The organism is Polaromonas glacialis (assembly GCF_000709345.1).
Lineage (GTDB): Bacteria > Pseudomonadota > Gammaproteobacteria > Burkholderiales > Burkholderiaceae_C > Polaromonas > Polaromonas glacialis.
In genome coordinates this window covers 1,254,001-1,266,854 of record NZ_KL448323.1, presented here as the reverse complement: position 1 = coordinate 1,266,854, position 12,854 = coordinate 1,254,001, and the positions used below count along the sequence as shown (strand labels likewise).

At 61.0% G+C, this 12,854-nt stretch carries 17 protein-coding genes and 1 pseudogene; 13 read left to right on the top strand and 5 right to left on the bottom strand.

Annotated features, from left to right (window positions below; genetic code table 11):
- Positions 1 to 280 precede the first annotated feature (280 nt).
- The 9 genes from EC86_RS0106430 to EC86_RS0106390 all read left to right on the top strand — a co-directional run bounded on the left by EC86_RS0106430 (position 281) and on the right by EC86_RS0106390 (position 5,097).
- Positions 281 to 553 carry a hypothetical protein gene (locus EC86_RS0106430; RefSeq protein ID WP_029524845.1) on the top strand — a complete coding sequence of 91 codons (273 nt, stop codon included), beginning with the start codon at positions 281 to 283 and terminating at the stop codon, positions 551 to 553.
- Positions 547 to 714: a hypothetical protein gene (locus EC86_RS28615; RefSeq protein ID WP_156955242.1), complete on the top strand. Its 168-nt coding sequence runs from the start codon at positions 547 to 549 to the stop codon at positions 712 to 714. Before EC86_RS0106430 ends, EC86_RS28615 begins: the two co-directional genes overlap by 7 nt.
- A gap of 6 nt (positions 715 to 720) precedes the next feature.
- Positions 721 to 1,077 carry a hypothetical protein gene (locus tag EC86_RS0106420; RefSeq protein WP_029524844.1) on the top strand — a complete coding sequence of 119 codons (357 nt, stop codon included), beginning with the start codon at positions 721 to 723 and terminating at the stop codon, positions 1,075 to 1,077.
- Positions 1,074 to 1,289: a hypothetical protein gene (locus EC86_RS0106415; protein WP_029524843.1), complete on the top strand. Its 216-nt coding sequence runs from the start codon at positions 1,074 to 1,076 to the stop codon at positions 1,287 to 1,289. The genes EC86_RS0106420 and EC86_RS0106415 overlap by 4 nt, the downstream gene beginning before the upstream one ends.
- Positions 1,286 to 1,999: a deoxynucleotide monophosphate kinase family protein gene (locus tag EC86_RS0106410; RefSeq protein WP_029524842.1), complete on the top strand. Its 714-nt coding sequence runs from the start codon at positions 1,286 to 1,288 to the stop codon at positions 1,997 to 1,999. Before EC86_RS0106415 ends, EC86_RS0106410 begins: the two co-directional genes overlap by 4 nt.
- Positions 1,996 to 2,382, top strand: coding sequence for a hypothetical protein (locus EC86_RS0106405; RefSeq protein ID WP_029524841.1), 387 nt, complete (start codon positions 1,996 to 1,998; stop codon positions 2,380 to 2,382). The genes EC86_RS0106410 and EC86_RS0106405 overlap by 4 nt, the downstream gene beginning before the upstream one ends.
- 15 nt (positions 2,383 to 2,397) lie before the next feature.
- Positions 2,398 to 4,236: a ParB/RepB/Spo0J family partition protein gene (locus EC86_RS0106400; RefSeq protein ID WP_029524840.1), complete on the top strand. Its 1,839-nt coding sequence runs from the start codon at positions 2,398 to 2,400 to the stop codon at positions 4,234 to 4,236.
- Positions 4,237 to 4,342: 106 nt separating this feature from the next.
- A complete protein-coding gene (locus EC86_RS0106395; RefSeq protein WP_029524839.1) occupies positions 4,343 to 4,882 on the top strand; it encodes a hypothetical protein in 540 nt (179 codons plus the stop codon).
- Positions 4,879 to 5,097, top strand: coding sequence for a helix-turn-helix transcriptional regulator (locus EC86_RS0106390; RefSeq protein WP_029524838.1), 219 nt, complete (start codon positions 4,879 to 4,881; stop codon positions 5,095 to 5,097). The genes EC86_RS0106395 and EC86_RS0106390 overlap by 4 nt, the downstream gene beginning before the upstream one ends.
- On the opposite strand, the gene EC86_RS0106385 is transcribed toward EC86_RS0106390, so the two are convergent.
- The 3 genes from EC86_RS0106385 to guaB all read right to left on the bottom strand — a co-directional run bounded on the left by EC86_RS0106385 (position 5,084) and on the right by guaB (position 9,760).
- The gene (locus EC86_RS0106385) at positions 5,084 to 6,280 is read right to left on the bottom strand and encodes a tyrosine-type recombinase/integrase (RefSeq protein WP_029524837.1); all 1,197 of its coding nucleotides are present in this window, start codon (positions 6,278 to 6,280) and stop codon (positions 5,084 to 5,086) included. The two genes, EC86_RS0106390 and EC86_RS0106385, sit on opposite strands and share 14 nt — an antisense overlap.
- A gap of 306 nt (positions 6,281 to 6,586) precedes the next feature.
- Positions 6,587 to 8,209 (bottom strand): glutamine-hydrolyzing GMP synthase, encoded by a 1,623-nt coding sequence (guaA, locus tag EC86_RS0106380; protein ID WP_029524836.1) that lies wholly within the window; start codon positions 8,207 to 8,209, stop codon positions 6,587 to 6,589.
- 81 nt (positions 8,210 to 8,290) lie between these two features.
- The gene (gene guaB / locus EC86_RS0106375; RefSeq protein ID WP_029524835.1) at positions 8,291 to 9,760 is read right to left on the bottom strand and encodes an IMP dehydrogenase; all 1,470 of its coding nucleotides are present in this window, start codon (positions 9,758 to 9,760) and stop codon (positions 8,291 to 8,293) included.
- Between the two features lie 143 nt (positions 9,761 to 9,903).
- Between guaB and EC86_RS0106370 the strand changes: the two genes are divergently transcribed.
- Positions 9,904 to 10,431 carry a DUF4124 domain-containing protein gene (locus EC86_RS0106370; protein ID WP_029524834.1) on the top strand — a complete coding sequence of 176 codons (528 nt, stop codon included), beginning with the start codon at positions 9,904 to 9,906 and terminating at the stop codon, positions 10,429 to 10,431.
- Between the two features lie 21 nt (positions 10,432 to 10,452).
- On the opposite strand, the gene EC86_RS0106365 is transcribed toward EC86_RS0106370, so the two are convergent.
- Both EC86_RS0106365 and EC86_RS0106360 read right to left on the bottom strand, forming a co-directional pair.
- The gene (locus EC86_RS0106365; protein WP_029524833.1) at positions 10,453 to 10,818 is read right to left on the bottom strand and encodes an RnfH family protein; all 366 of its coding nucleotides are present in this window, start codon (positions 10,816 to 10,818) and stop codon (positions 10,453 to 10,455) included.
- A complete protein-coding gene (locus EC86_RS0106360; RefSeq protein ID WP_029524832.1) occupies positions 10,805 to 11,251 on the bottom strand; it encodes a type II toxin-antitoxin system RatA family toxin in 447 nt (148 codons plus the stop codon). Before EC86_RS0106360 ends, EC86_RS0106365 begins: the two co-directional genes overlap by 14 nt.
- Before the next feature lie 71 nt (positions 11,252 to 11,322).
- On the opposite strand from EC86_RS0106360, the gene smpB reads away from it, so the two are divergent.
- The 3 genes and pseudogenes from smpB to EC86_RS0106345 form a co-directional block, all read left to right on the top strand.
- Positions 11,323 to 11,880, top strand: a complete 558-nt coding sequence (smpB, locus tag EC86_RS0106355) for an SsrA-binding protein SmpB (protein ID WP_232229819.1) — start codon at positions 11,323 to 11,325, stop codon at positions 11,878 to 11,880.
- A 114-nt stretch (positions 11,881 to 11,994) separates the two neighbouring features.
- On the top strand, positions 11,995 to 12,369 hold the full coding sequence (locus EC86_RS0106350; RefSeq protein ID WP_029524830.1) for a COG4315 family predicted lipoprotein: 375 nt from the start codon (positions 11,995 to 11,997) through the stop codon (positions 12,367 to 12,369).
- Positions 12,370 to 12,434: 65 nt separating this feature from the next.
- Positions 12,435 to 12,842 (top strand): annotated as a pseudogene (locus EC86_RS0106345) (RNA polymerase sigma factor); the annotation flags it as partial.
- Between the last annotated feature and the right edge of the window lie 12 nt (positions 12,843 to 12,854).

The window sequence follows — 12,854 nt, the reverse complement described above, 5'->3', positions numbered from 1 at the left end:
GAGTTCAAAAGCATTCAACAAATTCCGTATAGGACCCGTTGATATTCCGAATAATAAACATTGTTCCGTTATTGTTATTGCATATGTTCCTTATTCGGAATATTATTCTCCTAACGCAGCGAATCCTCGAAGCGCCAGGCAGCCATAAGCCGACCCCCACCTTGCGGGCTTATTTACCTCGGAGGCTCAATTGAACACCCCTTCCCCCAGCGAACCCTGTGCAGACGCCTGCACAGCCAGCGCCAAGCGGCCCGTCAAGGCCCGCCGAATGCCTTTCCCCATGCTGCCGAAAACAGGCGATGGCGCCAATTTCTGGTTGCCTGCGTGGACTCGCGAGACCGCCAAGCTCGAAGCTCTGATGGCTTTCAGTCGCCTGCTGTCCACACAAAAGGCCTGCGACAAAAGCGAGCCGCTCTATCTCGCAATGATCAGCAGCGAAATCAAGCTCAAAGAATCGGCAGATATGTCTCTTGAGCAGCTAACAAACACGGGTGGCCTGATGTTCGCCTTTCCAGAAAGCACCAAGCTCATGCAAGGCGGTGCCACATGCTGAGCTTTCGCATCCTGATCCCCGGCGTGGCCGAATACACCGGCGTCTTTGCGGGCCAACTGCAGGCCGCGCTTGACGCCGAGCAGCGCTACCCCGACGCACCGCCCGCCTGGACGTTCCTGCTGCCAGCCGATGGTGCCGCGACCGTTCATTACATCCAGTAAACCGCAATGTCCGAGCCAAGCACCCTTCCGATCCGCGCCTACCTGCGCATGAGCGCCGGCACCTGCATGGCAGCAGACACCACGCGGGGCATGGTGCTGGTGCTGCGCGACACCGCCGGGCTGTTTCCGGACGGCATCACGGTGCAGTGGCTGGGCAAGGAAGCCGCCACGTTTTACGACCGGCACCGCAACGAACTCACCTCGGGCCGGTGCCTGGACCTAGAACTCTTTCACTTTCGCAGCGTGCAGAACCAGCTGCGCGCCAGCGTCAAGACCTGCCAGCTTGCGCCCCTGGCGCCCAGCTGGCTCAAGCATGCCGAAAAACCCGCCACCCCACAAACTCCAGGACTGCGCATCGTATGACCACCGTCACCATTGTTTTAATCGATCTGCCTAAGGGCAAGGGCGTTGCCGTGCAAACCGATGCCGGCACCCCCCGCATCGGCCAGCAACGCACCCCAGCCGAGGCATTGGCCATGGACTTGCTGCGCACCTGCAACCGCCAGGCCGACAGCGTGCAGTACGGCCAGGCCAGCGCCGCGCTGCAGGGCGAACTCATCCAGGCACAGGCATGATGCGCTCGGACATCATTGGCCTGTGCGGCCTGGCCGGAAGCGGCAAGGACACGGTGGCCCAGCTGCTGGCAACGCACCTGCGGTTTTCGCAGATGGCGTTTGCCGATGCACTGCGCACCGAGATCTGCCAGGCTTACAAGATCGACCTGTCCATGTTGACTCGGCGCGACACCAAGGAAGAGCCTACCCAGGCCCTGGCGCTGAGCCGATGCAGCACCGACAACGGCTTTGCGATGGCGGTGATCGAGCAGTGCAAATGGTTAGAGCCCGGCAAGAGCGTGAAAGAGGAATTTTCCGCTCCCCGCTCGCCACGGCAAATCATGCAATGGTGGGGCACCGAATACCGCCGCACCTACTGCGGCCAGGACTACTGGACACGCACCCTGAAAGCCCGGGTTCATGCCCAGCAGCAAAGCAACCAGTTCCGCCACGTCATCAGCGACGTGCGGTTTGCGAATGAAGCGGCAGCGGTGCGCGCCATGGGCGGCGTGATCTGGGACATCAGGCGGCCAGGCCTGAAGCACAACACCAGCCACATCAGCGAAGCGGACGGCAGCCAGTTTGCGCCGGACCTGGTGATCCACAACTGCCACGACATCAAGCACCTGCAGGGCGTTGTCACGGGTGCCTGGCTGATGGCCGAAACCGGCATGGGCGATGCCGATGTGATCGACATGGGCGCCACTTATTCCAGGCTGAGCCGGTCATGATGCGCACCACGCCATCGCCCCAGACGCTGCGCATGCTCGCGGCCGTCGCCATGCGTGAATTTTCGCTGCGCCACCAGCGCGCTGCCCTGCCCGTGCAGATGCCTGCACCGTCCGCGTATGTGGTCCAGATGTGCGACTTGCCGCACGTTGCGCGCCATGTCCTGCGCTTCATGGACAAGGTCCAGCTGGCCAGCGCACAGACATTGCGCCGCGAGATCGGCCGGGAAAGCGACATGCTGCCCGCTCTCGGCGCCCTGATCCGCCACAGGCTGATCGAGCCGGTGTACCGCAGCTACCGCATCACGCCGGCAGGCACCGCCTGCGTCAGCGCAGAGCCGGGCTATGCCCAGTTGCGCCGCACCGTCTTTCCATTAAGTCATTAAGCCCAGGAGTCCACCATGGCCAAAGCCCCCAAACTCTCGACCCTGCTGATCGGCAAGGAGGTCAACCTCAACCTGAATTTGAGCGACATCGATGGCGATGCGCATCCCTACGCCGGCAAGAAGGTCCAAATCATTGCGCGCAACAGCAAGACCCACTACCAGATCGCCACCGACGACGGCAAGGTCTTCGTGGTCACGACCGACGACTGGAACACGTATGACCCGACCAAGGTATATCCGGGTGACCACCTGGTCAAGCAGCTGGCCACGATCAACCTCTACACGGACGCCAAGGTCAACCGCGTCGAGCAGCTGCTGCTGGGCACGGTACACGAATCCCCTTTCAATCCGCGCACTAACTTCCCAGCCGCTGAAATGGAAGAACTGACCGAGTCGGTCAAAACCGTAGGTATCATGCAGCCCGTGCTGGTTCGCCCCCGGGGCGATGGCAGCTTTGAGCTGGTGTTTGGCCATCGCCGGCACCGCGCTGCACAGCTGGCCCGGCTCGAATTCATCCCGGCCATCGTGCGCGACCTGATCGACGCGCAAAGCGCCCAGCTGCAGGCAGTTGAAAACGTCCAGCGCAAGGACTTGGACCCGATTGACGAGGCGCTGGGGTATGCGGCATTCATCGCCGCGCACGGGATCACCAAGGACGAGCTGGCGCGGCAGATCGGCAAGAGCCGCACCCACGTGTACAACCGTCTAAAGCTGGCCACGCTGCACCCAGCCGGCCAGATGGCATTGCGGGCCGGCAAGCTACGCACCGAAGTCGCCACGCTGGTGGCCCGGGTGCCAGGCGAAAAGAACCAAGCCAAGGCGTTGGCCCTGGCGCTTGAAGGCGGCTATGCAGGCGAGTTGAAAAGCTACCGCACTGCCCGCTCTGAGTTGGCCGAGAAGTTCACGCTGGACCTGAAAGCGGCGCTGTGGGTGCTCGATGACGCCGGTCTGGTCGAGAGTGCAGGCGCCTGCACAGCATGCCCCAAGCGTTCGGGCGTTGACCCCATCGTGTATGCCGACATGCTCGACAAGAAGGGCTACAACGACTACACGCCCAAGGGCGACAACGTCTGCACCGACTCCGATTGCTTTGCCGGCAAGAAGACAGCCCAACTCAAGCGCCAGCAGGAAGCGCTGGAATCCAAGGGCAAGGTGATGGTGGTCGGCAACGCAGCGCGCAAGGCGGTCGATGCGCAGGGCAACGTCAAGGGCGACTACATCCCTGTTTCGCAGATGCGCGAAGCCCTCAAGAGTGCCAACCTAGGCACGGCCGGCCCAGCCGTCACCATTCTGACGATCCAGGACCAGCGCAGCGGCAAGACCATCGAGGTCGTCAAGCGCAAGGAAGCCGAGGCTGCAGGCGTCAAGACGCCAGCGGCCAAACCCACCAATTCCCGCATGAACTGGAATGCCTACGAGCTTGACCGCAAGGAAGAGGAAAAGGTCCGTGACGCCAAGGCGGCGGCGCAGACCCGGCTGAATGTCGCCGCGCTGCGCAAGGTGCGCGAGACAGCGACCCGGGTGGGCATGGGCATGTTCGAACTGCGGCTGATTGCGCAGGTGGCCATTGCAGGTGTGGCCTACAAGGACAGGGACACGCTCCTGGCGCTGCATGACGCAGAGGACATTGAAGCGCTGAGAGACAAGGCCGGTCGCATGTCGCACAACGAATTGAACGCCCTGCTCCTGGACTGCGCGCTGGTGGACCATATCCGGGCGTTCAGCTATGGCAAGCCAGAGGCGCCAGCGGCGCTGCTGGCCGCTGCCACGCAGTACGGCGTGGAGATCGATGACGTGCGCAGCGCCTACCCAGCCGAGGCAGCCATCGAAGAACCCGCCGAGATGGAAGCCTGACCATGCGCCGCCACCCAAAACGCTCCCAAGCCATTTACGTTGCGCAGGCACTGGCCCTGGTGGCCGGTTGCGCAGTTGTTGCTGAAATTGTCCTGAGGATTGTTTTATGAGAAAGACCACCGCTCATGGGCGAAAGCTCAAGCACCTGCAAGCGCATGCCCAGATCGCCGGATACATGGCCGCCCATGCAAACCCAGTCGGTCGCGCTGTCATCGCGAAAGAAGAGGTCGATAGCGTCACCGCATTGATGACCAGCGTGACCGGCATCAGCACACGCGTTTACTTCACACAGGACGGTGATTGCGACAGGTTGCTGCTGTCCCACTTAACCTTGGTGCTGGGCGTGGGCGCAGAGGTCGCGCTGGCCCTGGCCAAGCACCACCCCGAATCCAAACGGCTGCACGCGGCCTTGCGCACGGTCGTGCAGATGAGTGTGGACGGCGGGCGGTGGAACAGCACCCAAGCCAAAATTCTGCATGAGGCTGCGCAGTTGGCCACCGAGGTTTTCCTGACGCAACCGGCCCATGGCGCTCGCACCTTTCCAGGCGTGTTCGAGCTGGCCATGAAGGTACGACACGGCACGGCCCGCATGGCGGATGTGGCCGGCGCTGAAATCTATAACGCGAATAACGAAGCGACAACATGAAAACAAAACAGCTCATCAATAAAAAGACCTTGCACACCATGGTTCCGCTTTCGGAAAGAACCATTGATGCCATGGAAAAGAATGGCACCTTTCCGCGCCGGTTCGCCTTGTCGGCTCGCAGCGTGGTTTGGGACCAGGATGATGTCCTGGCATGGATCGAGGCGCGCAAGGCTGCCAGCGTGCAGGTGAAGCGGCCCGGACTCAGGCGGGCGTGAGGGTCCAGCCGTCAATCATGTCAGCCCATTCCTGGAGCATGCTGGCACGCTGCTCCCGGTATTCAGCCTTGTTGTAGATAGCACGCACGCCCTTTTGCTCATGCGCCAGGCACTTTTCAATCCAGTCGGTGTTGTAGCCCGCCTCGTGCAGCAGTGTCGAGCCGGTGCGGCGCAGGTCGTGTGGTCCGAACTTCGGCAGATTCTTGCCTTCCTTTTGCGCCAGCCGGTAGGTCAGCGTCAGCACTTGGTTGAGCGTGGCGCTAGACATCGGCAGATCCGGATCGTAGCGCGACGGCAGCAGGTAACGCGAGCCACCGGCAAACGTCTTGAGTGCTACAAAAATTTCCAGCACCTGCTTTGACAGGTAAACATTGTGCGGGTTGCGCCGCTTCATGCGCTCCTTCGGGATGGTCCAGAGCGCCTGGCCAAAATTGACCTCATTCCATGTCGCATCCGTCAACTCGGACTTGCGCACCATGGTCAGCAGCAGCAACTTGGCCGCCGAGCGGATCGACGGCGTTGTACCGATCCGCTGCAGGTAGGTGTACATCAGGCCGATTTCTTCCGGCGTCAATGCCCGGTCCCGGGCTTCGAACGTCGCAATTGAATTGGGCCGCACCAGATCAGCCGGGTTTTCCACCGACACGCCGCGCTCTTTGGCCCAGCGATACACCTGCATGACCACCTCCCGGGCATGCACGGCCGTGGCCGGCGCGCCGCGTGCCACGATGGCATCGGTCAGCCGGCGCAGATCTTCATGCGTGATTTCAGGCAGCTTGCACTTGGCAAATGGCTCTTTCAATTCGCGGTCGTATATCGACTGGCGCATGTCTCGCGTCGAGTCAGCCATGGTATGGCCCGAAAACCACTTGTCAGCCCAAGCGCCAAAGGTTTCAGCCGTTTGGACCTTGGCCTTGGATCGCGCCTTTTCTTTGGCCGGCGAACGACCCTCGGCAATCAGCTTCTTTGCGTCACCGAGCCTTACACGCGCCTCGACCAGCGAGATCCCTCCCGTGCCGTACTTGCCGATGGTCAGCGTCTCCTGCCTGCCGCTGATTGAATAGTTGTACCTGAATGAAACTCCACCGGCCGGCGTGACGGCCACATACATGCCATCACGGTCGGGCACCTTGTAGAGCTTGTCTTGTGGCTTAAGGTTGCGCAGCTTGGTATCGGTCAGCAAAGAATCACCCCAAAATCACCCCGAAATACCATGATTTTTGACCTCTGATTTTTTGCCATTTTTTTCTTTTAAATCAAGCACTTAGCTTAAATTAATACCATGACAATCAGAAAAATAGCTTCATGGTATTGAATGACTGTCATGGTATCAACCTAATTGGTACCATCGCCCATACCAAGAAAATAAAGCGCTTCAGGCTGCGGGATGCTGCGTGATATTGCAATGTTGAAATTAAAAATCCCTGCCAAATCAACGACTTGGCAGGGCTTTGATGCGCTGGGGTGCGCTAGGTTGCGAGACGTGTAATCACTCCCACTCGATGGTTGCGGGCGGCTTGCTGCTGACGTCGTAGGTGACGCGGTTAATGCCGCGCACTTCGTTGATGATGCGGCCAGAGACCTTTTTGAGCAGCGCATAAGGCAACTCAGCCCAGTCGGCGGTCATGAAGTCGCTGGTCTGCACAGCGCGGAGCGCCACCACATACTCATACGTGCGGCCATCGCCCATCACGCCAACGCTCTTCACTGGCAGGAACACGGTGAAAGCCTGGCTGGTCAGGTCGTACCAGCTCTTGCCGGTTTCCGCATCCTTGAAGTTTCGCAACTCCTCGATGAAGATGGCGTCGGCCCGGCGCAGCAGATCGGCGTATTCCTTCTTGACTTCACCCAGGATTCGCACGCCCAGCCCCGGTCCTGGAAACGGATGGCGATACACCATGTCATGCGGCAGGCCCAGCGCCACGCCCAATTCGCGCACCTCGTCCTTGAACAGTTCGCGCAGCGGTTCAAGCAGCTTCAGGCCCAGCTGCTCGGGCAGGCCGCCGACGTTGTGATGGCTCTTGATCGAAACGGCTTTCTTGCTCTTGCCGCCGCCCGACTCGATCACATCCGGATAAATTGTTCCCTGGGCCAGCCATTTCGCGCCCTTGTAGGCTCCGTCCAGCCCCGCCTTGAGCCGCGCGGCCTCAGCCTTGAACACCTCGACAAACTCGCGGCCAATGATCTTGCGTTTGGCTTCCGGGTCGCTGACGCCAGCAAGGTGGCCCAGGAACTGGTCGGCGGCATCGACGCGAATCACCTTGGCGTGCAGCTTGCCGACGAACATCTCCATCACCATGTCGCCCTCGTTCTGGCGCAGCAGGCCGTGATCGACAAACACGCAAGTGAGCTGGTCGCCGATGGCGCGGTGGATCAGCGCCGCAGCGACCGACGAATCAACCCCGCCCGACAGGCCCAGGATGACTTCCTCGTCGCCCACCTGCTGACGGATTTTATCGACCGCTTCAGCGATGTAGTCGCCCATGACCCAATCGGGCCGGGTAGCGCAAATGTCGAGCACAAAGCGGTTGAGGATGGCTGCTCCCTGCCGGGTGTGCGTGACTTCTGGATGAAACTGCAGGCCGTAGAAATGCCGCTCTTCGTCGGCGATGCCGGCAATCGGGCAGCTCTCGGTACTCGCCATGAGCTTGAAACCCGGCGGCATTTCGGTGACCTTGTCGCCATGGCTCATCCAGACCGTGAGCATGCCCTGCCCTTCGGGTGTGGTGAAGTCGGCAATGCCTTCCAGCAGCGCCGTATGACCGCGCGCACGTACATCGGCATGGCCGAATTCGCGCTTGTGACCGCCCTCGACCTTGCCGCCCAGCTGGTGCGCCATGGCCTGCATGCCGTAGCAGATGCCCAGCACCGGAATGCCCAGTTCGAACACCGACTGCGGCGCCTTGTCGGTGGCTTCTTCATAGATGCTGGCGTGACTGCCCGAGAGGATCACGCCCTTGAGATTGCCGTCCCGGGCATAGTCGCGAATCCATTCGTCGGTTACGTCGCAGGGATGGACTTCGCAGAAAACATGGGCTTCGCGAACCCGGCGCGCGATCAGCTGGGTGACCTGCGAGCCGAAGTCGAGAATGAGGATTTTTTGGTGCTGCATGAAAGACGCCTCGGGCGAAAAGTTCAGTCAAAAATAAAAAGGGCGCCTGCCGCCAGACGCCCATAATGCCTGGAAAAAGCTTCAGTCAGCGCGGTAGTTCGGCGCTTCCTTGGTGATCTGCACGTCATGCACATGGCTTTCGCGGATGCCTGCGGAGGTGATCTCAACAAACTCCGAGTTGTTATGCATGTCCTCGATCGTTGCGCAGCCGCAGTAGCCCATGCTGGCGCGCAATCCGCCGGCCATCTGGTAAATGATGGCGACCATCGAGCCTTTGTAAGGAACCCGGCCTTCAATACCCTCGGGCACCAGCTTGTCGGCATTCGGATTGCCGGTGCTCGACTCCTGGAAGTAGCGGTCGGCGCTGCCCTGCTGCATGGCGCCAATGCTGCCCATGCCGCGGTAGCTCTTGTAGCTGCGACCCTGGAACAAAATGACTTCGCCAGGCGCCTCTTCGGTACCGGCAAACATGCCGCCCATCATCACGGTTCCGGCACCGGCCGCGATGGCCTTGGCAATGTCGCCGCTGTAGCGGATGCCGCCATCGGCAATCAGGGGAACGCCGGTGCCGCGCAGGGCGGTCGCCACGCTGTCGATGGCCATGATCTGCGGCACGCCGACGCCCGCGACGATGCGCGTGGTGCAGATGCTGCCCGGGCCGATGCCGACCTTGACCGCATCGGCGCCGGCCTCGACCAGCGCCAGCGCAGCCGCGCCGGTGGCGATGTTGCCGCCGATCACGTCGATATGCGGATAGTTCTGCTTGACCCAGCGTACCCGGTCGATCACGCCCTTGCTGTGGCCATGCGCGGTGTCCACGACGATGGCGTCAACGCCAGCCCGGACCAGCGCTTCGACGCGCTCCTCGGTGCCCTCGCCCACGCCGACCGCCGCGCCCACGCGCAGTTTTCCGTGCAAGTCGCGCGCGGCATTCGGAAAGGTAGTCTGCTTGGTGATGTCCTTGACCGTGATCAGGCCCTTGAGCTCGAATTCGTCGTTGATCAGGAGCACGCGCTCCAGGCGGTGCTTGTTCAGCAGTGCCTTGGCGTCGGCCAGCGTGGCCGTGTCGGGCATGGTGATCAGGCGATCGCGCGGCGTCATGATGGTGCTGACCGGCACGTCCATGCGCGATTCGAAACGCATGTCGCGTCCGGTCACGATGCCAACGACCTTGCCGCCGTCAATCACCGGAAAGCCGGAAATGCCGAGCTGCTCGCTCAGCGCCATCACCTGCCGCACCGTGTGCGTCGGGGTGATCACGACCGGGTCGCGCAGCACGCCACTTTCGTAGCGCTTCACGCGGGACACCTCGGCCGCCTGCTGCTGCGGCGTGAGGTTTTTGTGAACAATGCCGATGCCGCCCTCCTGCGCGATGGCAATGGCCAGGCGCGCTTCGGTGACCGTGTCCATGGCAGCCGAAACAAGCGGCAGGTTCAAGCGGATGTTGCGAGAGAACTGGGTGGAAAGTGAGGCGTCCTTGGGCAGGACCTGGGAGAACGCTGGCACCAACAATACGTCGTCGAAGGTGAGCGCTTTGCCGAGTAGGCGCATAGAGAAAGCTCCAAAAATACGATTGTACCTTTGCCCCCGGTGTGCCCCATACTTACCCTGGCCCGCCACGTTTGCGAGTCTTCAAGGTTCAGCTTTGCCGGCAAAACGCACAGACCTTCGAAACACAGGGATACACTTTCGCCATGGACTTCAAATTTCTGACACGAACCGTGGTTCTGGCACTGGCCGGCAGCGCATTGACGATTCCAGCCCAGGCCCAATGGCAATGGATGGACAAGGACGGCCGCAAGGTCTTCAGCGACCGGCCGCCACCGCCCGATATTCCGCAGAAAAGCATCCTGAAGGAGCCGGGATTTAAGGTGGTCAGTCCTCCGACGACCGGAGCGGCCGGTACGCCAGCCCCGGCGGCATCGGCGCCTGCTGCAAAAGCCAGCATGCCCAAGCTCTCGGGCAGGGATGCAGAACTTGAAGCCCGGAAAAAACAGGCCGATGCGCTGGAGGAAACCAAGAAGCAGGCAGAGGCCGAAAAGCTTGCCAGCGCCAAGGCCGACAATTGCGAACGGGCAAAAAAAGGTCAGGCCACGCTGAAATCTGGCGTTCGCATTGCGCTTACCAATGCAAAGGGAGAACGCGAATTCATGGATGACGCTGCCCGGTCCGTGGAAACCAGGCGCCTCCAGGCGATTACCGAAAGCGACTGCGCCAGATAAGGCGCTTGCCTGCTCGGCGGTTCAATAACCGGCTTTTGCGCCAGGCCGCTTCTGGGTGAACAGCCCTGCGCTTTTAGACCCCTGCCGGTCAAACCGCTCGCGTCTGGCGGTTTTTGGATCGACACGCAAAGGCCGGTAGATTTCGATCCGGTCCTTGTCCGCCAGCAAATGGTCGAGCCGGATTCTTTGCCCCCAGATGCCTGCCAGCAACCGGTTTTCCGCAAGCTCCGGAAATTCTTCAAAGATGCCGCATTCCGCAAGCGCCTGGCGCACGGTCGCGCCGGGCTCAAGCGCAAGCGACCACTCCCTGACCTGGCGCGGGGCAGGTGAATAAACCAGCGTGATGTTCAGGCGAAATCCATCCTGTGATGGTTCAGGCGTCGCCATACACATGCGAAGCCCGCTTGACGAAGGCATCGACCAGGCTGCCCGCGATCTTGTCAAACACCGGCCCGACCAGCGCCGCCAGTGTTCCGTTGTCAAAGTCATAGCACAGGGTGAATTCGACCTTGCACGCGCGCTGGCTGCCGTCGCCCAGCGGCAGAAAGTTCCAGTCGCCTTCGAGGCGGGAAAAAGGACCGTTGACCAGCTTGAGGCTGACCTTCTGGTCTGCTTCATGCCGGTTGCGCGTTGTGAAGCTTTGCCGGATGCCGGCAATGGAAATACCGACCTTCGCCACCATGCCCTGAGCCGTTTCCTCTTCCACCGAAGCACGGTCGCACCACGGAAGAAATTGCGGATAGCTGACAACGTCGGTCACCAGCGCGAACATTTCAGCGGGGCTGTACCAGATAAGAACGGACTTGTGAACGGTTTTCATACAATCTAAGGCTGGGGGCAATTGTATGAGCCACAAGTGCTGCTTCGCCCCTTCGCTCCACTATCTTGACCATGGCCACCAAAGAAGCATCCACCTCCAAAAAACCAGCAGCAGCATCTTCCGGCAAGCCGGCAGGAAAACCCGCTGCCAATCTCTCGCCGAAAGCTGCGGCAGCGGCCGTGCGTATTGCCGACAACAAGAAGGCGACGTTCAACTACCACATCGAAGAGCGGTTTGAAGCCGGCATGGTGCTGGAAGGCTGGGAAGTCAAGTCGGTGCGCGAAGGCAAGGTGCAACTCACCGACGGCTATGTGGTGATCCGGGGTGGCGAGCTGTTCATCATCGGCTGCCAGATCAACCCGCTGGGCACCGCCTCGACCCATATCCGGCCCGACTCGGTGCGCACCAAGAAGCTCCTGATGCACAAGGAAGAGATTCGCCGCCTGATTGGCAAGACCGAGCAGAAAGGCTTCACGCTGGTGCCGCTGAACATGCACTGGAAGGCCGGCAAGGTGAAGTGCGAGATCGGCCTGGCCAAGGGCAAGGCCGAGCACGACAAGCGCGACACCATCAAGGACCGCGAAGGCAAGCGCGAGGTGGACCGCGCGATGAAATCCAGGAACCGCTAAACACACAGCACACAGGCGCAAAAAAAATAGTTTTTCAAGATGGAATAAACAGGCCGTCAAGGGTGTTCATCACGGTGCAGCCACTTGCTGCGCCACATCACCAAGGGAAACCTCATGAAAATCTTGTCCATCGCCTTTCTGGCCGCCGCATTGCTGGGCGGATGCGCCTCCATTGCAACAGGCAGCCCCGCCACCGTCGCTGATGCCGTGCTGGTCGGCTCCAACGGCATGACGCTGTACGTGTTCGACAAGGATGCCGCCAACAGCGGGAAATCAGTTTGCAACGGCCCCTGCGCCACCAACTGGCCGCCCTTGATGGCTGCCGATATGGACAAACCGGCGGGCGACTACATGGTCATCACCCGTGACGACGGCAAAAAGCAGTGGGCCATGAAAGGCAAGCCGCTGTATTACTGGGCCAAGGACAGCAAGCCTGGCGTCAAGACCGGTGACGGGTTCATGAACATCTGGCACGTCGCCAAACCCTGACGACTCGCCCGGCTTTCCCGCGCATCGAGCCAGGCAAGCCGTGAATAACTTTCCGCTCGCCCACTGGCAGCGACTTGCGTGCCTGGCTTTTCACATTGATGCATAACTTATATGTAAATGATATTCGCCGGGCGGCCCGGCAGGCGGAAGCCGGCATCCGCGTCAATGTGGACGATGTGGCGCACGAGCTGGTGGCGCCTGACCTGAACACTTCGCAGTCGCTCGACCTGCAGCGCTGCCTGCTGCGCCTGCCGCAAGACCAGCGCATCGTGCTTTTGCTGGTCAGCCTCGAAGACCTGAGCTATGAAGAAGTGGCCCGCATCACCGGTGCGCCCATCGGGACCGTGATGTCGCGCCTGTCACGGGCCCGCAGCCGTTTGCGCGAACTGATGGACCCCCCGGCAAGGCCTGCAGCCAAACCGATGGAATCCGTACCCACCCGTCCGACCGCCTGGCTGCGGCGCCTGAAATGAAGGTTGCGCATC

Excerpts from the sequence above, each read along its gene's own strand:
- EC86_RS0106365 (WP_029524833.1), bottom strand. The coding sequence starts at position 10,818 with ATGGCGACGCCTGAACCATCACAGGATGGATTTCGCCTGAACATCACG.
- guaB (WP_029524835.1), bottom strand. The coding sequence starts at position 9,760 with ATGCGCCTACTCGGCAAAGCGCTCACCTTCGACGACGTATTGTTGGTG.
- EC86_RS0106390 (WP_029524838.1), top strand. The coding sequence starts at position 4,879 with ATGAAAACAAAACAGCTCATCAATAAAAAGACCTTGCACACCATGGTT.
- EC86_RS0106395 (WP_029524839.1), top strand. The coding sequence starts at position 4,343 with ATGAGAAAGACCACCGCTCATGGGCGAAAGCTCAAGCACCTGCAAGCG.
- EC86_RS0106360 (WP_029524832.1), bottom strand. The coding sequence starts at position 11,251 with ATGAAAACCGTTCACAAGTCCGTTCTTATCTGGTACAGCCCCGCTGAA.
- EC86_RS0106400 (WP_029524840.1), top strand. The coding sequence starts at position 2,398 with ATGGCCAAAGCCCCCAAACTCTCGACCCTGCTGATCGGCAAGGAGGTC.
- smpB (WP_232229819.1), top strand. The coding sequence starts at position 11,323 with ATGGCCACCAAAGAAGCATCCACCTCCAAAAAACCAGCAGCAGCATCT.
- EC86_RS0106430 (WP_029524845.1), top strand. The coding sequence starts at position 281 with ATGCTGCCGAAAACAGGCGATGGCGCCAATTTCTGGTTGCCTGCGTGG.
- EC86_RS0106420 (WP_029524844.1), top strand. The coding sequence starts at position 721 with ATGTCCGAGCCAAGCACCCTTCCGATCCGCGCCTACCTGCGCATGAGC.
- EC86_RS0106415 (WP_029524843.1), top strand. The coding sequence starts at position 1,074 with ATGACCACCGTCACCATTGTTTTAATCGATCTGCCTAAGGGCAAGGGC.
- guaA (WP_029524836.1), bottom strand. The coding sequence starts at position 8,209 with ATGCAGCACCAAAAAATCCTCATTCTCGACTTCGGCTCGCAGGTCACC.
- EC86_RS28615 (WP_156955242.1), top strand. The coding sequence starts at position 547 with ATGCTGAGCTTTCGCATCCTGATCCCCGGCGTGGCCGAATACACCGGC.
- EC86_RS0106350 (WP_029524830.1), top strand. The coding sequence starts at position 11,995 with ATGAAAATCTTGTCCATCGCCTTTCTGGCCGCCGCATTGCTGGGCGGA.
- EC86_RS0106370 (WP_029524834.1), top strand. The coding sequence starts at position 9,904 with ATGGACTTCAAATTTCTGACACGAACCGTGGTTCTGGCACTGGCCGGC.
- EC86_RS0106410 (WP_029524842.1), top strand. The coding sequence starts at position 1,286 with ATGATGCGCTCGGACATCATTGGCCTGTGCGGCCTGGCCGGAAGCGGC.
- EC86_RS0106405 (WP_029524841.1), top strand. The coding sequence starts at position 1,996 with ATGATGCGCACCACGCCATCGCCCCAGACGCTGCGCATGCTCGCGGCC.